The sequence below is a fragment of the Oxalicibacterium flavum genome, assembly GCF_014635065.1.
GTDB lineage: Bacteria > Pseudomonadota > Gammaproteobacteria > Burkholderiales > Burkholderiaceae_D > Oxalicibacterium > Oxalicibacterium flavum.
This window is the reverse complement of sequence record NZ_BMCG01000003.1, coordinates 366,019-387,048: the sequence shown is the minus strand read 5'-3', so window position 1 is coordinate 387,048 and position 21,030 is coordinate 366,019. Positions and strand designations below refer to the sequence as shown.

Annotated in this window: 22 protein-coding genes; 14 read left to right on the top strand and 8 right to left on the bottom strand. The window is 65.0% G+C overall.

Going from position 1 to position 21,030, the window contains the following annotated elements; translation table 11 throughout:
- The first annotated feature begins 6 nt into the window (after positions 1 to 6).
- The 13 genes from dapB to IEV38_RS08805 all read left to right on the top strand — a co-directional run bounded on the left by dapB (position 7) and on the right by IEV38_RS08805 (position 13,439).
- Positions 7 to 813 carry a 4-hydroxy-tetrahydrodipicolinate reductase gene (gene dapB, locus IEV38_RS08865; protein WP_188395821.1) on the top strand — a complete coding sequence of 269 codons (807 nt, stop codon included), beginning with the start codon at positions 7 to 9 and terminating at the stop codon, positions 811 to 813.
- Positions 814 to 850: 37 nt separating this feature from the next.
- Positions 851 to 1,546: a MotA/TolQ/ExbB proton channel family protein gene (locus IEV38_RS08860; protein ID WP_188395820.1), complete on the top strand. Its 696-nt coding sequence runs from the start codon at positions 851 to 853 to the stop codon at positions 1,544 to 1,546.
- Positions 1,547 to 1,553: 7 nt separating this feature from the next.
- Positions 1,554 to 1,994: an ExbD/TolR family protein gene (locus IEV38_RS08855; protein WP_188395819.1), complete on the top strand. Its 441-nt coding sequence runs from the start codon at positions 1,554 to 1,556 to the stop codon at positions 1,992 to 1,994.
- A 2-nt stretch (positions 1,995 to 1,996) separates the two neighbouring features.
- Positions 1,997 to 2,323: a barstar family protein gene (locus tag IEV38_RS08850; protein ID WP_188396117.1), complete on the top strand. Its 327-nt coding sequence runs from the start codon at positions 1,997 to 1,999 to the stop codon at positions 2,321 to 2,323.
- Positions 2,324 to 2,559: 236 nt separating this feature from the next.
- A complete protein-coding gene (gene leuS, locus IEV38_RS08845) occupies positions 2,560 to 5,205 on the top strand; it encodes a leucine--tRNA ligase (RefSeq protein ID WP_188395818.1) in 2,646 nt (881 codons plus the stop codon).
- Between the two features lie 40 nt (positions 5,206 to 5,245).
- Entirely contained in the window at positions 5,246 to 5,779 is a 534-nt protein-coding gene (locus tag IEV38_RS08840; protein WP_188395817.1) for an LPS-assembly lipoprotein LptE, read from the top strand.
- Between the two features lie 6 nt (positions 5,780 to 5,785).
- Entirely contained in the window at positions 5,786 to 6,802 is a 1,017-nt protein-coding gene (gene holA, locus IEV38_RS08835) for a DNA polymerase III subunit delta (RefSeq protein ID WP_188395816.1), read from the top strand.
- A 79-nt stretch (positions 6,803 to 6,881) separates the two neighbouring features.
- Positions 6,882 to 8,147, top strand: coding sequence for a glutamate-5-semialdehyde dehydrogenase (locus IEV38_RS08830; RefSeq protein ID WP_188395815.1), 1,266 nt, complete (start codon positions 6,882 to 6,884; stop codon positions 8,145 to 8,147).
- A 22-nt stretch (positions 8,148 to 8,169) separates the two neighbouring features.
- The gene (locus tag IEV38_RS08825) at positions 8,170 to 8,589 is read left to right on the top strand and encodes a CopD family protein (protein ID WP_188395814.1); all 420 of its coding nucleotides are present in this window, start codon (positions 8,170 to 8,172) and stop codon (positions 8,587 to 8,589) included.
- 12 nt (positions 8,590 to 8,601) lie between these two features.
- Positions 8,602 to 9,207, top strand: a complete 606-nt coding sequence (locus IEV38_RS08820; RefSeq protein WP_188395813.1) for a 2-hydroxychromene-2-carboxylate isomerase — start codon at positions 8,602 to 8,604, stop codon at positions 9,205 to 9,207.
- An 80-nt stretch (positions 9,208 to 9,287) separates the two neighbouring features.
- Positions 9,288 to 10,526, top strand: coding sequence for a THUMP domain-containing class I SAM-dependent RNA methyltransferase (locus IEV38_RS08815; protein ID WP_229728951.1), 1,239 nt, complete (start codon positions 9,288 to 9,290; stop codon positions 10,524 to 10,526).
- Positions 10,527 to 10,644: 118 nt separating this feature from the next.
- Positions 10,645 to 12,120 (top strand): NAD-dependent succinate-semialdehyde dehydrogenase, encoded by a 1,476-nt coding sequence (locus IEV38_RS08810; RefSeq protein WP_188395812.1) that lies wholly within the window; start codon positions 10,645 to 10,647, stop codon positions 12,118 to 12,120.
- 29 nt (positions 12,121 to 12,149) lie between these two features.
- Positions 12,150 to 13,439, top strand: a complete 1,290-nt coding sequence (locus IEV38_RS08805; RefSeq protein WP_188395811.1) for a multidrug effflux MFS transporter — start codon at positions 12,150 to 12,152, stop codon at positions 13,437 to 13,439.
- A 13-nt stretch (positions 13,440 to 13,452) separates the two neighbouring features.
- On the opposite strand, the gene IEV38_RS08800 is transcribed toward IEV38_RS08805, so the two are convergent.
- The 5 genes from IEV38_RS08800 to IEV38_RS08780 form a co-directional block, all read right to left on the bottom strand.
- A complete protein-coding gene (locus IEV38_RS08800; RefSeq protein WP_188395810.1) occupies positions 13,453 to 14,127 on the bottom strand; it encodes a GntR family transcriptional regulator in 675 nt (224 codons plus the stop codon).
- Between the two features lie 81 nt (positions 14,128 to 14,208).
- Complete coding sequence (locus tag IEV38_RS08795; protein WP_229728950.1) at positions 14,209 to 15,474, bottom strand: amidase; 1,266 nt, start codon at positions 15,472 to 15,474, stop codon at positions 14,209 to 14,211.
- Positions 15,475 to 15,606: 132 nt separating this feature from the next.
- Complete coding sequence (locus tag IEV38_RS08790; RefSeq protein ID WP_188395808.1) at positions 15,607 to 16,584, bottom strand: ABC transporter substrate-binding protein; 978 nt, start codon at positions 16,582 to 16,584, stop codon at positions 15,607 to 15,609.
- On the bottom strand, positions 16,566 to 17,327 hold the full coding sequence (locus IEV38_RS08785; RefSeq protein WP_188395807.1) for an ABC transporter permease: 762 nt from the start codon (positions 17,325 to 17,327) through the stop codon (positions 16,566 to 16,568). The genes IEV38_RS08790 and IEV38_RS08785 overlap by 19 nt, the downstream gene beginning before the upstream one ends.
- A 13-nt stretch (positions 17,328 to 17,340) precedes the next feature.
- A complete protein-coding gene (locus IEV38_RS08780) occupies positions 17,341 to 18,129 on the bottom strand; it encodes an ABC transporter ATP-binding protein (protein ID WP_229728949.1) in 789 nt (262 codons plus the stop codon).
- A 615-nt stretch (positions 18,130 to 18,744) separates the two neighbouring features.
- Here IEV38_RS08780 and IEV38_RS08775 point away from each other — a divergent pair.
- Entirely contained in the window at positions 18,745 to 18,966 is a 222-nt protein-coding gene (locus tag IEV38_RS08775; protein ID WP_188395805.1) for a hypothetical protein, read from the top strand.
- A 69-nt stretch (positions 18,967 to 19,035) separates the two neighbouring features.
- On the opposite strand, the gene IEV38_RS08770 is transcribed toward IEV38_RS08775, so the two are convergent.
- From IEV38_RS08770 to IEV38_RS08765, 3 genes are read right to left on the bottom strand one after another with little or no spacing between them, the layout of a single operon-like run.
- A complete protein-coding gene (locus IEV38_RS08770) occupies positions 19,036 to 19,377 on the bottom strand; it encodes a gamma-glutamyltransferase (RefSeq protein WP_371869863.1) in 342 nt (113 codons plus the stop codon).
- Positions 19,335 to 19,520: a hypothetical protein gene (locus IEV38_RS15275; RefSeq protein ID WP_229728980.1), complete on the bottom strand. Its 186-nt coding sequence runs from the start codon at positions 19,518 to 19,520 to the stop codon at positions 19,335 to 19,337. The genes IEV38_RS08770 and IEV38_RS15275 overlap by 43 nt, the downstream gene beginning before the upstream one ends.
- A 30-nt stretch (positions 19,521 to 19,550) precedes the next feature.
- A complete protein-coding gene (locus IEV38_RS08765; RefSeq protein ID WP_188395803.1) occupies positions 19,551 to 20,948 on the bottom strand; it encodes a patatin-like phospholipase family protein in 1,398 nt (465 codons plus the stop codon).
- Between the last annotated feature and the right edge of the window lie 82 nt (positions 20,949 to 21,030).

The window sequence follows — 21,030 nt, the reverse complement described above, 5'->3', positions numbered from 1 at the left end:
CACCTCATGACTCAACTCAACATCGCGGTGGCCGGCGCTTCCGGCCGCATGGGCCAGATGCTGGTCGAAGCCATTGCCAACGCACCGGACGCCACGCTGGCCGGCGCGCTCGACATCCCCTCTTCCCCCGCCATCGGCCAGGATGCCGGCGCCTTCCTCGGCAAACCGGCCGGCGTGGCGATCGAATCCGACCGGTCCAAGGGCCTGGCGAAAGCCGGCTTCCTGATCGACTTCACGCGCCCCGAAGGCACGCTCGCGCATCTCGAATACTGCGCGGCGCACGGCATCAGGATGATCATCGGCACCACCGGCTTCGACGCCGACGGCAAGGCTGCCATCGCCAGGGCTGCCGAAAAGACCGCCATCGTGTTCGCGCCCAACATGAGCGTGGGCGTCAACGTGACGATGAAGCTGCTCGAAATGGCGGCGAAGAATTTCTCCGAAGGCTACGACATCGAGATCATCGAAGCGCACCACCGCCACAAGGTCGATGCACCGTCCGGCACCGCGATCAAGATGGGCGAGGTGATCGCCGGCGCGCTCGGCAAGGACCTCAACGATGTCGCGGTATGGGCGCGCGAAGGCGTGACCGGCCCGCGCGATCCGTCGTCCATCGGCTTTGCGACCGTGCGCGGCGGCGACATCATCGGCGACCACACCGTGCTGTTCGCCGGCATCGGCGAGCGCATCGAGATTTCGCACAAGTCGTCGAGCCGCGTATCGTACGCGACCGGCAGCCTGCGCGCGGCACGCTTCCTGGCCGACAAGCAGACCGGCCTGTACGACATGCAGGACGTGCTCGGCCTGCGCTGATCCCCTTTTTCATTACCAGCCAACCGGATTCAACGACATGGGTACTGCAGCGAATCAGGGTTTGGGGCTCGCCCACTACTGGGCCCAGGGCGATGCGGTCTCGCACGCGGCAGCCTACGTGCTGCTGGCGATGTCGATATTGAGCTGGTTCTACATCCTGTCCAAGACCTGGAGCTCGTGGCGCATCCGCCGCAGCGCCTCGGCGCTCGAGCGTTTCTGGCAGGCGCCGTCGCTGCCGGACGCGATCGCCGGCCTGCGCGGCGCGGATCGCGAACACGTCTATACGCCGCTGGCCGCGCAGAGCGTGGAAGCCGCCAACCTCAAGCCGCAGACCGGCTCGCTCAATGCCAACACCGATCCCGGCGAACTCATCACGCGCACGCTGCGGCAGGAAATCAACCGCGTCTCGGCGCGGCTCGAAAGCGGACTCACCCTGCTCGCCTCGGTCGGCGCCACCGCCCCCTTCGTCGGCCTGTTCGGCACCGTGTGGGGCATCTATCATGCGCTGATCGCGGTGTCGGCAACCGGCACGGTGCAGATCGACAAGGTCGCCGGCCCGGTCGGCGAGGCGCTGATCATGACGGCGCTCGGACTGGTGGTCGCGATCCCGGCAGTGCTCGCCTACAACGCCTTCGTGCGCGTCAACCGCATCACGCTGGCCGAGCTCGACGCCTTCGCGCACGACCTGCATGCCTACCTGACCACCGGCGCGCGCGTCGGCCAGCGCGCGTGAGCCGGCCATGAGCTTCGGCGGTTTCAACGACAACAAGCAACCGGCGCCGATGGCCGAGATCAACGTCACGCCGATGGTCGATGTGATGCTGGTGCTGCTGGTGATCTTCATCCTGGCCGCGCCGCTGTTCACGCACGCGATCAAGCTCGACCTGCCGGCCGCGCAATCGGAACCGGTACCGGCCGAACCGACGACCGTTTCGCTGTCCATCGACGGCGAAGGCCGGATCTTCTGGAATCTCGATGCCGTCAGCTTCGACCAGCTGCGCCAGAAACTCGAAAAGGCCGCCACCCAGCAACCGCAGCCGCAGGTGCAATTGCGCGCCGACCGCAACACGCGCTACGAAACCATCGCGCAGGTGATGGCCGCCGCGCAATCGCAGGGGCTGACGCGCCTGGGCTTCGTCACCGAGGTGCCGGCGGAAGCGTCGGCACAGGCAGGTCAATGACGATGACCGAGGTCCGACTCGACGGCGCGGCGATCGGCGACTGGCCGGCCTTCCACGCCGCCTGCCGCGATGCGTTCGGCTTCCCGGAGTTCTACGGCAACAACATGAATGCCTGGGTTGACTGCCTCAGCTACCTGCGCGATGACGACGGCATGACGCGCTTCCGGCTCAAGCAGAACGAGGTGCTGCGCATCGTCGTCGCCAACGCCGCCGCGCTGCGCGCCACGGCGCCCGAGATCCTCGACGACCTGCAGTTCTGCATAGCCGCCATCAACGACCGCTACGCCGACTACGGCGAGAAACCGGCGCTCGCACTCGAACTGGCCTGATACGGATTCGCCTTCAAGCGCATAACTGCGTTGGGGCACCTTGCCGTGCGTCAGCACTGCCTGCGGCACCCCGCCTTGTTCTACGCTTGAAGGCAAATCCGTCTGAATCCGATAGTGCCGTGGCAGCGCGCAAGCCTGCCATCGGCAGGGGCGAACCGCTATAATCACCCCTTTGGCCGTGCCCGCGCGGCCGCGCAGTCATTTTCTTTCATCCCTTTCTTTTGGCTTCATCCGTCATGCAAGATAAATACAGCCCCGCCGATGTGGAAAAATCGGCGCAAGACCACTGGCAATCCATCAACGCCTACAAGACGGTGGAGCACGCCACGGACCGGAACGGCAAGGAAAAGAAGAAGTTCTATGCATGCTCGATGCTGCCGTATCCGTCCGGCAAGCTGCACATGGGCCACGTGCGCAACTACACGATCAACGACGTGATGTACCGCTACCTGCGCATGAACGGCTACAACGTGCTGATGCCGATGGGCTGGGACGCGTTCGGCATGCCGGCCGAGAACGCGGCGATGGCCAACAACGTGCCGCCCGCGCAATGGACCTACGCCAACATCGACTACATGAAGACGCAGATGGCGTCCATGGGCCTGGCGATCGACTGGTCGCGCGAGATGACGGCCTGCAAGCCCGAATACTACAAGTGGAACCAGTGGATGTTCCTAAAGATGCTCGAGAAAGGCATCATCTATCGCAAGACCGGCACCGTGAACTGGGACCCGATCGACCAGACCGTGCTCGCCAACGAGCAGGTCATCGACGGCCGCGGCTGGCGCTCGGGCGCGCTGATCGAGAAGCGCGAGATCCCGATGTACTACGCGCGCATCACCGACTATGCCGAGGAACTGCTCGACCACGTCGATCACAAGCTGCCGGGCTGGCCCGAGCGCGTGCGCATCATGCAGTCGAACTGGATCGGCAAGTCGACCGGCGTGCGCTTCGCCTTCACACACGAGATCGAGGACGACGGCCAGCTCATCAACGACGGCAAGCTGTGGGTCTTCACCACGCGCGCCGACACCATCAAGGGCGTGACCTTCTGCGCCGTGGCGCCCGAGCATGCGCTGGCGACCTTTGCCGCCAGGAGCAATCCGGAACTCGCCGAATTCATCGCCGAATGCAAGAAAGGCAGCGTCATCGAGGCCGACATGGCGACGATGGAAAAGAAAGGCATGCCGACCGGCCTGTTCGTCAAGCATCCGCTGACCGGCGCGCTGGTCGAGGTCTGGGTCGGCAACTACGTGCTGATCACCTACGGCGACGGCGCCGTGATGGGCGTGCCGGCGCACGACGAGCGCGACTTCGCCTTCGCCAGGAAATACGTGCTGCCGATCCACCAAGTCATCGCTGTCGAAGGCAAGACCTTCTCCGAAGAGAAATGGCAGGACTGGTATGCCGACAAGGAAAACGGCCGCTGCATCAATTCCGGCAAGTACGACGGCCTGAACCACCAGCAGGCGGTTGATGCGATCGCCGCCGATCTGGAAGAGCTCGGCCTCGGCGAGAAGAAGATCACCTGGCGCCTGCGCGACTGGGGCATCTCGCGCCAGCGCTACTGGGGCACGCCGATCCCGATGATCAACTGCCCGGACTGCGGCCCGGTGCCGGTGCCCGAGAAGGACCTGCCGGTGGTGCTGCCCGAGGACTGCGTGCCCGACGGCAGCGGCAATCCGCTCAACAAGCACGAAGCCTTCCTCAAGTGCGACTGCCCGCAGTGCGGCAAGCCGGCACGCCGCGAGACCGACACCATGGATACCTTCGTCGATTCGTCGTGGTACTTCATGCGCTACTGCTCGCCCGGTTCGAACGATGCGATGGTTGATGCCCGCAACGACTACTGGATGCCGATGGACCAGTACATCGGCGGCATCGAGCACGCCGTGCTGCACCTGCTGTACGCGCGCTTCTGGACCAAGGTCATGCGCGACTTCGGCCTCGTCAAGTTCGACGAGCCGTTCACCAAGCTGCTGACGCAGGGCATGGTGCTCAACGAAACCTATTACCGCGAGGACGCCAGCGGCAAGAAGACCTGGTATAACCCGGCCGACGTCGAACTGACCTTCGACGACAAGGGCCGTCCGCAATCGGCGGTGCTCAAGGCCGACGGCCAGCCGGTCGAGATCGGCGGCACCGAGAAGATGTCCAAGTCCAAGAACAACGGCATCGACCCGCAGGCGCAGATCGAGCAGTACGGCGCCGACACCGCGCGCCTGTTCACCATGTTCGCCTCGCCGCCGGAGCAGACGCTCGAATGGTCGGGCACCGGCGTCGAGGGCGCCAACCGCTTCCTGCGCCGCGTGTGGGCGTTCGCCGCCAGCCAGGCCGCGCGCGTGGCCGCTGCCGGCAGGCTCGATGCAGCCGCGCTGTCCGAACCTCACAAGACGCTGCGCCGCGAAGTGCACAAGATCCTGCAGCAGGCCGATCACGACTATCAGCGCATCCAGTACAACACCGTGGTCTCGGCCAGCATGAAGATGCTCAACACGCTGGAAGGCGCCAAGCTCGACGATTCCGCCGCCTCCAGCGCGGTGATCGCCGAAGGCCTGTCCATCTTCCTGCGCGTGCTCAATCCGGTCGCGCCGCACATCACGCACGTGCTGTGGCAGGAACTCGGCTATGCGGCAAGCTTCGGCGACATCCTCGACGCCGAATGGCCGCAGGTCGATGCCGCCGCGCTCGAGCAGGCCGAGATCGAACTGATGGTGCAGGTCAACGGCAAGCTGCGCGGCAGCGTGGTGGTCGCCAAGGATGCCGACAAGGCAACCATCGAGGCCGCTGCCCTTGCCAACGAAAGCGTGCAGAAGTTCATCGAAGGCACGCCGAAGAAGATCATCGTGGTGCCGGGCAAGCTGGTCAACATCGTCGCCTGAACCCTTACATGAGCCGCTCATTCAACCGCAGGATTCCGTCATGCTGAAAAACCGCCGTCTTCTCTGTCTCGCGCTGGGTTCCACCGTTCTGCTGTCGGCCTGCGGCTTCAAGCTGCGCGGCTCGCTGCTCGGTGACGACCTGCCGTTCAAGAGCATCTATCTCGACATTCCGCAGAATTCGACGCTGGGCGCCGAACTGCGTCGCAACATTCGCGGCAGCGGCGAACTGAAAATCGTCGATACCCGCGAAGAAGCCGAGGCGATCCTCGACATCCCGAGCGAACGGCGCCAGAAGTCCATCCTGTCCCTCAACAGCCAGGGCCGCGTGCGCGAATTCGCGCTCTATTACCACGTCACGGTGCGCGTGCGCGACCAGCACAACGTCGAACTGCTGCCGCCAACGCAAATTTCGCTCAAGCGCGACATGACCTACAACGAGAACCAGGTGCTGGCGAAGGAAGGCGAGGAAGTCATGCTCTACCGCGACATGCAGTCGGACATCGTGCAGCAGATCCTGCGCCGCGTCGCGTCGATCCAGCCTCCCACCAGCATCGCTCCCGCCGGAACGGAATAAGCGGCCATGCAACTGCGCGCCGACGCGCTCGATACTCACCTCGCGAAACCGCTCGCCGGTCTGTACGTGATCACGAGCGACGAGCACCTGCTCGCGCTCGAGGCTGCCGACAAGATCCGCAAGGCGGCGCGCACCCAGGGCCTGACCGAGCGTGAGGTGTTGGTAGTCGAACGCAGCTTCAAGTGGGGTGAGCTGCTGGCGGCAAACCAGTCGCAATCGCTGTTCGGCGACCGCAAGCTGATCGAACTGCGCATCCCGACCGGAAAGCCCGGCAAGGACGGCGGCAAGGCGCTGCAGGATTACGCGGCCTCGCCAAGTCCCGACAACGTCACCCTGATCACGCTGCCCAAGCTCGACTGGCAGACGCAGAAAGCGGCCTGGGTCGCGAGCCTGCAGGCGGCCGGCGTCTGGATCGACATTCCGCTGGTCGAGCGCGCGCAGCTGCCGGCCTGGCTCGGCACGCGCCTGACAGCGCAGAAACAGAGCGCCAGCCGCGAATGCCTGGACTTCATCGCCGACCGCGTGGAAGGCAACCTGCTGGCCGCGCACCAGGAAATCCGCAAGCTCGCCCTGCTCTATCCCGAAGGCCAACTGAGCTTCGAGCAGGTGCACGACGCCGTGCTCAATGTCGCCCGCTACGACGTCTTCAAGCTCAACGAAGCCATGCTCGGCGGCGACGCCACGCGGCTGGTGCGCATGCTCGAAGGCCTGAAGGGCGAAGGCGAGGCGTTGCCGCTGGTGCTGTGGGCGGTGGCCGAGGAAATCCGCACCCTGCTCAAGCTCAAGGCCGGCGTCGAACAGGGCCGGCCGCTGCCGCAGTTGATGAAGGAAGCGCGCATCTGGGGACCGCGCGAACGGCTGATCGCCCCGGCGCTGCGCCGCCTGCGTCTTGCCACGCTGGAAGAAGCCCTGCAGGAAGCCGCGCAAATCGATAAGATGGTGAAAGGTTTGCGCGCCAAGTCGCACAGCGGCGACGCCTGGGACGCCATGCTGCAGCTCGGGTTGAAAGTCGCGCACGGCTAGCGGCGCAGGGTTGATGGCGCTGGCCGAACCCGCATCCCGCAGCACCCGAAGAATTGTCACACCAACCATAGTCACGATCATGGACATCAAGCAATACATGAAGCAGATCGGCGAGCGCGCGCGGCAAGCGTCGCACGCCATGGCGAAAGCCGACAGCGCCGCCAAGAACCGCGCGCTGACGCTGATCGCCGCCGCCATCCGCCGCGACGCCGACGCGCTGCGCGCCGCCAACAAGCTCGACCTCGACGCCGCGCTCGCCAACGGACTGGAGCCGGCGCTGCTCGACCGCCTGACGCTGTCCGACAAGGCGATCGCCACCATGGCCGAAGGCCTGGAACAGATCGTCGCCCTGCCCGATCCGATCGGCGAGATCTCCAACATGAAAGTGCGCCCGACCGGCATCCAGATCGGCCAGATGCGCGTACCGCTGGGCGTGATCGGCATCATTTACGAAGCGCGCCCCAACGTGACGGTGGATGCCGCCGGCCTCTGCATCAAGAGCGGCAACGCCACCATCCTGCGCGGCGGCTCGGAAGCCATCCATTGCAACCAGGCGCTGGCCAAGCTCGTCAAGGAAGGACTGGCAGGCGCCGGCCTGCCGCAGGACGCGGTGCAGGTCGTCGAAACCACCGACCGCGCCGCGGTCGGCGAACTGATCACCATGCCGCAGTACGTCGATGTCATCGTGCCGCGCGGCGGCAAGGGCCTGATCGCACGCCTGATGGCCGAGGCCACGGTGCCCATGATCAAGCACCTCGACGGCATCTGCCACGTCTATATCGACGACAAGGCCGATCCGAAGAAGGCGCTGGATGTCGCCTTCAACGCCAAGTGCCACCGCTACGGCACCTGCAACACGATGGAAACGCTGCTGGTCGCGCGCGACATCGCGCCGTCCATCCTGCCGCAGCTGGCAAAGCTGTACGCCGAGAAGGAAGTCGAACTGCGCTGCGACGACGAGGCGAAGAAGATCCTTGCCGGCTACGCGCACCTGGCTTCGGCCACCGAGGAAGACTGGTCCACCGAATACCTGGCGCCCATCCTCTCGATCAAGACCGTGGGCGGCGTCGATGAAGCGATCGCGCACATCAACCGCTATTCGTCCAAGCACACCGACGCCATCATCACCGAGGATTACTCGCGCGCCTTGCAGTTCCTGCGCGAGGTCGATTCCGCCTCGGTGATGGTCAATGCCTCGACGCGCTTCGCCGACGGTTTCGAATACGGCCTGGGCGCCGAGATCGGCATTTCGAACGACAAGCTGCACGCACGCGGTCCGGTCGGACTCGAAGGGCTGACCTCGCTCAAGTATGTCGTGTTCGGTCACGGAGAAGTCCGAACCTAAGGGTATCGGACCGCTCATGGCCATGTTCTGGATCAAATCGCTGCACCTGATCTTCGTCATCTCGTGGTTCGCCGGCCTGTTCTATCTGCCGCGCATCTTCGTGAACCTGGCGATGGAGACCGATGCCAACGCCACCACGCGCTTGCTGATGATGGCGCGCAAGCTCTATCGCTTCATGACGATACTGGCGGTGCCGGCGCTGCTGTTCGGCATCTGGCTGCTGAGCTTCGGCTTCGGCCAGGGGCCGGGCAATGGCTGGCTGCACGCCAAGCTCGCGCTGGTGGTGCTGCTGGTCGGCTATCACCATGCCTGCGGCCGGTTGCTGCGCAAGTTCGAGGATGGCCGCAACGTGCGCAGCCATCGCTGGTATCGCTGGTTCAACGAAGTGCCGACCGTGCTCATGTTCGCCATCGTGATCCTGGTCGTCGTCAAACCCTTCTGAGCGGAGTCATCCATGCCCCGTGTCTGTGAATACTATTTCGCGCCGCAGTCGCCCTGGTCCTACTTCGGCCATGCGCGGCTGGTGGCACTGGCACGGCAATACGACGTGACGCTCGAACTCAAGCCGATCAGCCTGCCGCACGTATTCAGCGTATCCGGCGGCCTGCCCTTGGCGCAGCGTCCGCCGCAACGCCAGGCATATCGCCTGATCGAACTCAGGCGCTGGAGCGAGAAGCTGAACCTGCCGCTGAATCCGCAGCCGCGCTTCGCGCCGGTCTCGGGCGACGCCGCCGCCAGGCTCATCATCGCCGCGCGCTTCGCACACGGCACCGATGCGGCGCTGGCGCTGACCGGCGCCATCATGCATGCCTTCTGGGCGGCCGACCGCAACATCATGGATGCCGATACGCTGACCGCGCTCGCCAACGAAGCCGGCCACGACGGCAAGGCGCTGCTCAAGGCCTCGGAAACCGCCAGCGTGGAAGCCGAATACCAGCGCTTCACCGACGAGGCGATTGCCGCCAACGTGTTCGGCGCGCCGTGGTACGTGGTGGACGGCGAACCGTTCTGGGGCCAGGACCGCCTCGATTTCGTCGAGGCCGCATTCGCAAGAACGTAATACCGCATCACCCAACAAAACCATCGCGCCGCCTCGCCAGGAAGCGGCGCTTCTTTCAAACGGATAAAGGGTTCCCCGCCATGACGACATTCCATTCCTTCTTCTGTCCCTGCCCGCGCGGCATGGAAGCCGCCCTCGCCGAGGAACTCGACGAGATCGCCCAGCTCGGCAAGGCCGACGGCGGCAAGCTCAAGGTACACAACCAGGTACCGGGCGGCGTGCACTGCTCGGGCACGCTGGCCGACGCGATGCGCATGAACCTGCATTCGCGCATCGCCTCGCGCGTGCTGATGCGCATGGCGCATGCGGGCTACGTCAACGAGAACGACATCTACGACCTGACGCTGGCGCAGCCGTGGGAAGACTGGTTCGGCATCCATCATACGATCCGCATCGACGTCACCGCCATCAAGTCGCCGCTGCGCAGCCTCGAATTCACCACACTCAAGATCAAGGACGGCATCTGCGACCGCTTCCGCGATCTGTGCGGCAAGCGGCCCTCGGTCGATACGCGCATGCCCGACATGCGCATCGTCGGCTTCCTCGACGCCAACAACTTCACCGTCTATCTCGACACCTCGGGCGAGGCGCTGTTCAAGCGCGGCTGGCGGCTCGACACCGGCGACGCCCCGCTGCGCGAGAACCTCGCCGCCGGCCTGCTGCGCGTGGCCGGCTGGAAGCCCGGCATTCCGCTGTTCGATCCGATGTGCGGCTCCGGCACCATCCTCGCCGAAGCCGCGCAGATGGTGGCCGGCATTCCGCCCGGCCTGCACCGCGAATTCGCGTTCGAGAAATTCAACGACTTCGACCAGGATGCCTGGCAGGCCATCAAGGGCAGCGTCAGGCTCAATGCGCTGCCGGCCGAACCGAGCGTGTTCGGCAGCGACATCTCGGGCGACATGGTCGTGATGGCGCGCGCCAACCTGAACCGCGCCGGCATCCGCTTCGACGTACCGCTGAAGCAGATCGAGGCGCAGGAAGTGAAGGCGCCGACCGCCACGCCCGGCATCCTGCTGACCAACCCGCCATACGGCGAGCGCATCGGCGTGCGCGGCGACAAGACGCTGGCCGAGGACGAACTGGCGAAGGAATTCTTCAGCGCGTTCGGCACCACGCTCAAACAGCGCTTCGCCGGCTGGTCGGTGTTCCTGTTCACGGCCGACCTGACCGTGCCGAAGATGCTGCGCCTGAAGGAAGCGCGCAAGACGCCGTTCTTCAACGGCGCCATCGAATGCCGGCTGTTCCGCTTCGACATGGTGGCCGGCTTCAACCGCCGCGAGCAGGCCAAGCCGAAGGATGCGCAGGACGGCCAGGCCTGACGCCGCGCAGGCTTGCCGTCGCACAACCCGGCCTGCCGTCCGGTACGTGGGCCAGCGAACCGTGGCGGCGGCGGTTTCGCGCTAGGTTGTTCCCTTCACTTCCCGCAGGAGAAAGACCATGACGCATCTCCCTCCTCTCGACGATCCCGCCCTGCTACGCTCACAGGCCTACATCGATGGCGCGTGGGTGGATGGCGGCGCACGTTTCGACGTCATCAATCCGGCCGACAACCGCGTGGTCGGCAGCGTGCCGAACCTGGCGCGCGCCGAAACGGAACAGGCGATCGCGGCCGCCGGCGCGGCCTTTCCCGCATGGTCGGCCAGGACCGGCAAGGAACGCGCCAATCTGATGCGCAAGTGGTTCGACCTGATGATGGCCAGCGCCGAGGACCTGGCGCGGCTGATGACGGCCGAACAGGGCAAGCCGCTGATCGAATCGCGCGGCGAGATCGCCTACGGCGCGAGTTTCATCGAATGGTTCGCGGAAGAAGCCAAGCGCGTCTGCGGCGACGTGCTGGCGAGCACCTGGACGAACCGGCGCACGGTCGTCATCAAGCAGCCGGTCGGCGTCTGCGCGGCCATCACGCCCTGGAATTTCCCGATCTCGATGATCACGCGCAAGATCGCGCCGGCGCTGGCTGCCGGCTGCACCATCGTCATCAAGCCGGCCGAGCAGACGCCGCTGTCGGCGCTGGCGCTGGCCGAACTTGCGCACCGTGCCGGCATTCCGCGCGGCGTCATCAACGTGGTCACGGCCGACGCCGACAATTCGGCGACGGTTGGCAAGGTGCTGTGCGCCAGCCCCGTGGTGCGCCACCTGTCCTTTACCGGCTCGACGCCGGTCGGCCGCATCCTGATGGAACAATGCGCGCCGACCGTCAAGCGGCTCAGCCTCGAACTCGGCGGCCACGCGCCCTTCATCGTGTTCGAGGATGCCGACCTCGACGCGGCGGTCAAGGGCGCGCTCGCCTCCAAGTACCGCAATGCGGGTCAGACCTGCGTCTGCACCAATCGCTTCTATGTGCACACCGCCGTGTATGACGAATTCGTGCGCCGGCTGGCCGACGGCTCGGCGCGCATCCGCCTCGGCAACGGTTTCGACGACGGCGTGATGCAGGGCCCGTTGATCGACGACGCGGCCGTGCAGAAAGTCGCGCAGCACGTCGAGGATGCGGTAGCCAAGGGTGCGCGCCTGCTGACGGGCGGCCGCCTGCATCCGCAGCTCGGCGGACGCTTCTACGAGCCGACCGTGCTGGCCGATGCGAAGCAGGACATGACCATCATGCGCGAGGAAACTTTCGGTCCGGTATCGGCCGTGACGCGCTTTTCGAGCGACGAGGAAGTCATCGCCGCTGCCAACGACAGCGAATTCGGCCTTGCGAGCTACTTCTACTCGCGCGGCATCGGCCGCGTCTGGCGCGTCGCCGAACGGCTGCAGTACGGCATGGTCGGCATCAACACGGGATCGATCTCCAACGAGGTGGCGCCCTTCGGCGGCGTCAAGCAATCGGGACTCGGACGCGAAGGATCGAAGTACGGCATGGACGAATACCTGGACATCAAGTACCTGTGCATGGGCGGCATCGATTCGTGACCGCCCGCTGATGCCCGACCTCAACACACATGTCTGATCCCGCGCACACGCCCTCCTCGACACCGCCGGCCGAACCGCCGCTAGCGCTGCTGGTCGGCAGCACGGCACTCGCCATCATGCTGGCGCTGCTCGCCATGCTCGGGCCATTCTCGATCGACACCTACCTGCCGGCCTTCCCCGCCATCCGCGCCTCGCTGCAGGCCAGTCCGCTCGAAATCCAGCAGACGCTGACGGCCTACATGTTCTCGTTCGCCGTCATGATCCTCTGGCATGGCGCGCTGTCCGACGCCTTCGGTCGCCGCAACATCATCCTCGTCTCGCTCGGCGTGTTCGCGCTGGCCTCGGTCGGCTGCGCGCTTGCACCGAGCATCGAAGCGCTGTGGCTGTTCCGCATGCTGCAGGGTATCTCGGCCGGTGCCGGCGTCGTCATCGGCCGCGCCATCATCCGCGATCTCTACGCGGGCGCGGCGGCGGCGCGCCTGCTGTCGCTGGTGACCATGATCTTCTCGATCGCGCCAGCCATCGCGCCCATCATGGGCGGCTGGATCGTCAAGCATCTCGACTGGCGCGCGATCTTCTTCATGTTGGTCGCCTATGCGGTGCTGCTGCTGATCTACTGCTACCGCCGCCTGCCGGAAACACTGCCGCCCTCGCGTCGCCAGCCGTTCCGCCCGAGCGCTCTCTACCGCAGCTACAAGCAGGTATTCCTGTCGCCGCTGTTCCACCTGAAGGGCGGCACGGTCGCCTTCAACTTTGCCGGCATGTTCCTCTACGTGGCGGCCGCGCCGGTATTCCTGGTCGAACATCTGGGATTGGGACCGGACCAGTTCGGCTGGCAGTTCGTGCCGACCGTGGCCGGCATCTTCTGCGGCGCGCTGACCGCCAACCGGCTGGCCGGCCGCATTGCGCTGGCGCGGCAGATCGCGATCGGCTTCACGCTGCTGCTGGGCGCGGCCGGCATCAATCTCGTCTATCACCTGCTGCTGCCGCCGGCGCTGCCGTGGTCGGTCGCGCCGCTGTTCTTCTATACCTTCGGCATGTCGATGGTGGCGCCGGTCGCAACACTGATGGTGCTGGACCTGTTCCCGGCGATTCGCGGCATTGTCGCCTCGTGCCAGTCGTTCACGCAGACACTGCTGGGCGCCGTCATCGCCGGCGTGATGGCGCCGATCCTGTCGCACTCGCCGGTATCGCTGGCGCTGGGCCAGCTCGGCTGCACGTTGATCGCCTTCATGCTCTGGCACGGCGGCGCGGCATGGCGGCGCGCGCACGCGACAGGCGATGCGCAGGAGACGTGGGCGGCGGAACGGGAGCGCTGAAAGGCGGGAGTAGCTAAGCGAACGCCTTGCTCATCAGGCGCAGGCTGTTTTCGTCAACGGAATTCTGGATGGCGAGCAGCGTCTGCTCGAGGTGCTGCTTGACGATGCGCTCGACGCTGCGCGCATTCTTCTTCTCGTAGCCTTCGAGTATCTGTTCGTGCTCGATGTTGTCGGTCGCAAGAATCTGCGGATGGATGAAGATCGACAGCGACACGTACGGTTCGGCGATCACCAGCAGGTTCCTCACCATGTCGTAGAGCCGCGTGTCCTTCTCGCTCGCCATCAGCGTGACGTGGAATTCCTTGTTCAGCGCGGCCCAGCGATGCGGGTCCGACGAGGCCGACATCTCGTGATGGATCAGCCGTGCCGCTTCCAGCGCATCCGGCGCGATGGTGGCGACCGACTTGCGCGCGAGCAGCGGTTCGAGCGCGATGCGCAGCTCGTAGATTTCGGCCACGTCCTTGACCGTCAATCCCTTGACGATCACGCCCTTGTTGGTATCTATCCAGACCAGACCTTCGGAGCGCAGGTCGCGAAACGCCTCCCGCACCGGCGTGGTGCTGACTTCGAAGCGCCGCGCGACCTCGTCCTGCCTGAGCCTGTCGCCGGGCTGATATCTGCCGCCGAGTATGTCCCTGCGCAACTGGTTGAGCACGTACTGTTCGACGGTTTTGTAGTCTTTCGGCATGGCTCGATTATATATGAGGCCTCTTTCCACAAAGCCGCCGCGAGCCGACGGGAACGGCCTCCCTTCTCGCCCCGCAAGCCGTCAGGCGCCCGCGTGCAGCGGACGCGCGAGCCGCGGCAGCATGCCCTCCAACCAGCGTCCGATGCGGATCAGCTGCGCATCGTCGCCGCCGCGTCCCACCAGTTGCACGCCCAGCGGCAGCAGCGTGTCCGAGATGCCGGACGGCACGCCCAGCGCCGGCAGGCCGAGGAAGGTCCACGGCGCGCAGAACGAGGCATCGCCGGTGCGCGCCAGGCCGAACGGCGCGGCGGTCGGCGAGGTGATCGAGAGGATCGCGTCGATGCCGTCCAGCGGCCGGTCGCGCTCCATGCGCATGTTCGCCACCAGCGCGCGCAGGCTGTCGTATTCGTCGGACGAAATGGTCAGCCCCAGTTTGATCAGGTCCTGCGTCCACGGTCCGGCCTGCTCCAGCCTGTCCTTGATGTCGCGGTACAGATGCTGCGTGGTTTCGTAGGCCATGATGCGGTTGCCGGCATCGACGATCTCGCGGATGTCGAGCCCGAGTCCGACTTCCACGCACTGCACGCCGCAGGCTTCGAGCCGCCGCACCACGGCATCGAAGTTGTCCTTCACGTCGCCATCGACCTGGCTCCACTGCGAGGAGCGATAGAGCCCGAGTTTGGTCGGCTTGCGCGCCGCATCGCCGGCCTGCGCGGCATCCTTGCCGTGTGCGCAGACCAGGTCGTGCGCCACCGCGGTCCAGTGCACATCGGACGTGATGAAGCCGAGGTGATCAAGCGTGGGCGACAGGTAGCGCGTGCCGTCGTGCGGAATCGTGCCATAGGTGGGCTTGTAGCCGACCACACCGCAATAGGATGCGGGCCGGATGATGGAGCCCACGGTCTGGGTGCCAATCGCAACATCGACGATGCCGGCGCCGACCGCCGCCGCGGAGCCGCTCGATGAGCCGCCGGGACTGTAGGCCGGATTCCATGGATTGACGGTCGCGCCCGGATCGCGCCATGCGAATTCGGTGGTGACGGTCTTGCCGAAGATGACGGCGCCGGCGTCGCGCAGGCGCTGCACGATCCAGGCGTCGCGCGCGGGACGGTGCCCGGCATAGATCGCCGAACCGTAGGTGGTCGGCATGTCCGCCGTGTCGACGAGGTCCTTGACGGCGACCGGCACGCCGGCGAGCGCGGTCTGCGTCGCTGCGCCGTCGGGGTAGCTGTCCGGACGGAAGTTGAAGGCCTTGAGATCGCCGTCCAGACGGTCGGCGGCGGCGATGGCTGTCTCCAGGCGTGTCGCCGGGGTGGAACTGTTTTCGTTGTCTTGATGTGTATGCATGATGAGAGTGGGCATGGGTGCGGCAGCGTGAACGCTCATTTGATCATGCTGCGGCCTAGCCGTGTTGTCGTTGCAAGCGGCGGCGGATGGATAGTGACGATCGATCGCATCCGCGCCGTCCTTCGATGCGTATCAGCGTTTGAGCTTTTCCGCAAAGCTGTTGTCGATCGCGCCTTCATACGTGACCTCGCCCGGCTTGACGTTGCCGATGTAGAGATTCATATCGACATTGTTCTGGAACGACTGGCGCGAGATCGAGGGATTGGGCGGATAGACGTTCTGCGCCAGCATGCGCTTGACCGCGTTGCTGACCACCACCGGATCGAGCGTCGGGAACTCCTTCTGCGCGACGCGGATCGCGGTCTCCGGCGAGGTGCGCATCAGCGCCTCGGCATCGCCGATCGCCGCCACGAAGTTCTGCACCAGCTGCGGCCGCTTCTCGATCGTTGCCTTCTGCGTGGTCATGGTCGAGAACGCATATTCGGCATCGTATTGCTTGCCGAACTCGTGCACGATCTTGTAGCCGTTGGCCAGCGCCTGGTCAACCTGCGGCTGGTACAGCACGGCCGCCGCCGCGCGGCCGGCACTGACCGGCGACAGCTCGGTGCCGATCTGCACCGTGTTGACCTTCACGTTCGACAACCCTTTTTCCTTCAGCAGCTTCTGCAGCATGTAGGTGCTGGTTGACGGCGGCAGCGCGACCGAAATGGTCTGGTCCTTGAGGTCCGCCAGCGAATTGATAGTCGAATTGCCGGGCGCAACCATCCATACCGGCACGCCGGCCACCACCATCGCCACGTTGCGCAGGTCGGCGCCTTTCAGGTTGGCCAGCACCGCCGTGATCGGATCCTGCAGCGAGAAATCGGCATGGCCGCCGATGACCGCAGCCACGCCCTGCGCACCGCCACCCGCCGTGACCTTCTGCACGTCGAGGCCATGCTTGGCGAACAGGCCCTCGTTGAGCGCCACGTAGAGCGGCAGATACTGGATCGACTGGAAGGCCTGATACACCACCGCCTTCTCGGCCGCCTGCGCCGGCGCCGCAAAGCTGGCCGCCGTCAATGCTGCGGCGAGCAGGCCGCGCATGTACTTCATCGTTCGGATTTCCATGAAACCACCCTTTCCTCTATCAGTTGAACAAACCACGTAAGAAGCGCCGCCATCAAGGTCAGCACGATGACACCCAGCCACACGCTGTTCAGGTCGAACAGCGAGCCCGCGACGAACACCGAATGGCCGAGGCCATGTTCGGACGCGATGAATTCACCGACCACCGCGCCGATCAGGGCGAAGCCGATGTTGATGCGGAAGATCGAGAAGATCCACGGGATCGAAGCCGGCACGATCAGCTTGCGGAAGATCATGGCGCGCCTGGCCTTGAAGGAGCGGAACAGGTTGAGCAGATCGGGATCGACTTCCTTGGCCGCCGCGCAGGCCGAGATCATCGCCACCGCGAACGTGGAGATCACCGCGAGCCAGACCTTGGACACCATGCCGGAGCCGAACCAGATGATGATGAGCGGACCCAGCGCGATCTTCGGTACGCTGTTGAGCAGGATGGAGAACTGCTCCGCGACTTCCGACACGCGCGGCCAGAACCAGAGCATCAGGCCGAGCGCGATGCCGAGTCCGCTGCCGATCACAAGGCCGAGCACGGTTTCCGCCAGCGTGACCCAGGTGTCGTGCAGCAGATCGCCCTTGGTCAGCCCGATCAGTCCGGCCTGGAAGATGCCGAGCGGCGAACCCAGCAGCTGGCCGTTGATCCAGCCGGCCTGCGCCGCTACCTGCCAGAAGATCACGAGCGCGATCAGGATCGTGGTGACGATGAATGCGGAATTGCCTGTCTTGTTCATGTCGTTTTCCCGTTCAGATGGAGGCATGGGTGACGTCGCTCGCGCGCAGCGCATCCCAGACGCGCGTGTGGTACTGGTGGAACTCGGGCGCGCCGCGCGCCGTGATCGCATCGCGCTCGCCGGGCACGGTCAGCACGATGTCTTCCTGCAGGCTGATCTTGGCCGGGCGCCCGCCAAGCACCACGATGCGGTTGCTCATCGCGATCGCCTCGTCGATGTCGTGAGTGACGAGGATGACGCTGGTGCCCTCGGTCCTGGTCAGCGTGATGACGTCGTTCTCGAGCATCAGGCGCGTTTCGTAATCGAGCGCGGAGAACGGTTCGTCGAGCAGCACCACGGTCGGATTGGTCAGCAGCGTGCGCGTCAGCGCGACGCGCTGCTTCATGCCGCCAGACAGCGAGTGCGGATAGGCGTTGGCAACCGATTCCAGTCCGTAGCGCGCAAGCATGGCGCGCGCCCGCGTGCGGTCGGCCTCGGTCACGGGCCGGTGCAGTTCGATGCCGAGCACCGCGTTGTCGAGGATGGTGCGCCATGGCAGCAGCAGGTCCTTCTGCAGCATGTAGGCGAGGCTGCCGGCTTCGCCGTTGGCGCGCTTGCCGAGCGTGATGGTGCCCGCCGTCGGTTTCAGCAGGCCCGAGATCAGGTTGAACAGCGTGCTCTTGCCGGAGCCGCTCCGGCCGACCACCGCCACGATCTCGGCCGGCCCCACGTGGAAGCAGAGGTTGCGGAATATGCGGATTTCCTCGTTGCCCGGCGTGATGAACGCATGACTGAGATTGGTCACTTCCAGACGGTTTTCCAACTTCTTTTCTCCCGTTTTTGAAGACTGGCGGCGAAGGCAAGGCAGCATGCAGGGCGCATGAAACCTCGCTCTCATCAGATTGCATACAATGCATAATGCATTAAGCATCATCCGTACCAGCCTCAAAGACGGCGGTTCTGCACAAAAAAGCGTCATCCGGCGGCATGGCAGGCAAGCTTGCCGGACGCCTGGCGCACTTGAAGCGTGCGGCTGCACTGCATGCGCACATGCGAACGGAATCGATGCAAGGAAATGGACCGCGGCGGCAGGCAAGACTGCCGATATGACAACCGGCACGCCTGCGCAGAGATCGCGATAACAGGCAGCAGCACGGGCTGCGATATCGCCATGCTTGTCTATATAGGAAGCACGCGCCTCCACACTTCCGCCTCGTCACTCGAAACAAATCGACACACTTCTCCTGGCGCGAACGTCATGCCAACACCGCGCCAACACCTTTCTCACGTGGTTCTCACGCGCCACCCATGTGAATGAAAACGACACGTCTATTTTCAAGAAAGGCGTCAACGCCGCCATGCATGCGGCGTTAGAGACAGACGAATCGGCCTTTCGATTCGCGACGAATGACACTCAAAAAAGAGAGAGAGCACGCACATGAAAAAACTGATCGCCACCCTGGTTGCCGCCCTGTTCGCCTCGGCCGCTTTCGCCCAACCGGCCGCCACGCCGGAACCGACCGCTCCGACGGCCGCGCATGCCGAAGGCAAGGCGCCTGCTGCCAAGCACAAGAAAAAGAAAGTCGCCAAGAAGAAAAAGAAAGCGCACAAGCCTGCCGCCCATCAGGCCGCAGCGCCTGCGCCGGACGCAGTGAAGTAAAGCAGTCGCTGAAATGAAAAAGACAGGCCGCGGCCTGTCTTTTTCATATGCGTAGTTTCAAGGTCGCCGTTACGCACCGAGCGCCCGCCCGTCGCTGCGCGGATCGTGCGCGCCCGAGAAGCGCGGCCCCACCGCATCCGCCTCGATGACGATCGCGCCCGGATGGCCCGACAGAAGGCTCTGCGCCGGCAGCGGGCTCAACTCGTGACCGCGCCGCGCGAGTTCCGTCAGCACCTCCTGTCCGACGTCCTGTTCGAGCTTGAGCGTGTCGCGCGTGTCGGAAAAGGTTTTCCCGAGCAGGAAGCGCGGCCGCGACAGGGCCGTGTAGGGACCGAGCCCGTAATCGATCGTGCGCGTCAGGATCGCGGTCAGCATCTGCAGCTGGCCGTCCGCGCCTTGCGTGCCGTACAGGATGCCGGTGTCGCCAGTGTGGAAGACGTGCGGCCAAGCGAGGCTTCGTTGACGAGGATGTAGCGCGAATCGGCATCCTTGAGCCACGCCTGATCCGGAATGTTGTCGAGGATCGCCTTCTGCGGTTGTTCATCGTTGCGCATGCATCCTCCCTTGTTCCTGCCGGCGCAGCGTCAGTCGCGGCGCTCGGCGGCAAGGTCCTGCAGCAACTGGCGGAAGTCGGGCGACGCCTGCAGCAGCGTGGTCGCCGCGCCCCGCAGGTCGCGCACGGTCTGCTTCGGAAGATACAGCGAGGTCGGCACATTGAGCAAGGCGTCGCGCTGCGTCTCGTCCGGCATGTTCTTGAGCGCGATGTTGATGTAGTACATCTGCGGCGGCTTGCGGCCTTCCTTTGCCGCCTCCTGCTTTGCCGACTCGCGCCAGCGGTCGAAGGCGGTCTGGATCACGCGCTCGGATTCCTGCGTGTAGCGCGCGATCGGAATGTCGCCGACGGCGCGGATCACGTCCTTGAAGCCGGGCACGTCCGCATTGTGGTCAATGGTGTGCGCCGGGTCGTTCTGCGCGTTGACCACCACCATCACGAACTTCGTCATCTCCTGCAGACGGAAGTCGCGCCGCACTTCCTCGCTGTCCATCACGGCTTCGAGGTCGAGCAGGCCGCGTATGCTCAGGTTGTCGGCCAGGCCGCCGTCGAGCAGATGGATGTAGGGCCGCTTGTCGCGTTCGAGGTAGCTCAGCAGTTCGCGGCTGCGCGTGCGCGAGGCGGCCGCCAGACGGCTGCGGGCCGTGCCTTCCGCCGCCAGCCGCATCGCGTCCGGCACCTGGTAGTCGCAACTGCCGGCGTAGTTCCACAGTGTGACCGGCGAGAACAGCAGCGGCACCGCGCTCGATGCCGCCACCGCGCGCGAGATCGGGAAGCTGCTCAGGTCCGAGCAGATCAGGTCGAAGGTTTCCTGCGTGAAGTCGAAGCGGCTGCCGCTCGACATGTCGGTCGCGCTGATGATGACGAACGGCCCCTTGCGCCCCTGCGCCATGTCGCCGAAGGTCGCCTTGCCGAACAGCACCTCGTCGAGCTGCTCCTCGAACAGATCGGAGCGGCCGAAGCGCGGCGAGGTCAGGCGCCACTGGTTGGACAGCGAGATCACACGGCTGACGATCTTGTCCTGGAAATCCAGGCTCAGAAAGCGCTTGTCGAAATCCTGCAATACGCGCTCACCGTGCAGGCCGTAATAGGCGGCCAGGATCGATCCGCCGGACACGCCATAGACCAGATCGACTTCGTCGAACAGCCGCATCGGCCTGCCGTTGGCCACGAAGCGGTTGCGCGCAAGTTCTTCCAGCACGCCGTAGCCGAGCGCCGCCGAACGCGCACCGCCGCCCGAGAACATCAGCACCATGAAGATCCTGCCGTCGCCGGGGCCGAGATTGGCCGAGGAAATGCTGTAGCCGTGATCGGGCTGATAAACCGGCAGCGGATCGTTGACGTGATAGTGGACGAGACTGCAGCCGGCGGTGAGGATGGCCGCCACGCAGGCGCACAGCGCGCGGCAAAGCCGCAGGGAGGAATTCATGTTCTGGTCCGGACGCAAGACAAACGGAAATGCCGCGATTATATCGATGCGCCACAGCCATGCGCCTTTGCCGACACAGATT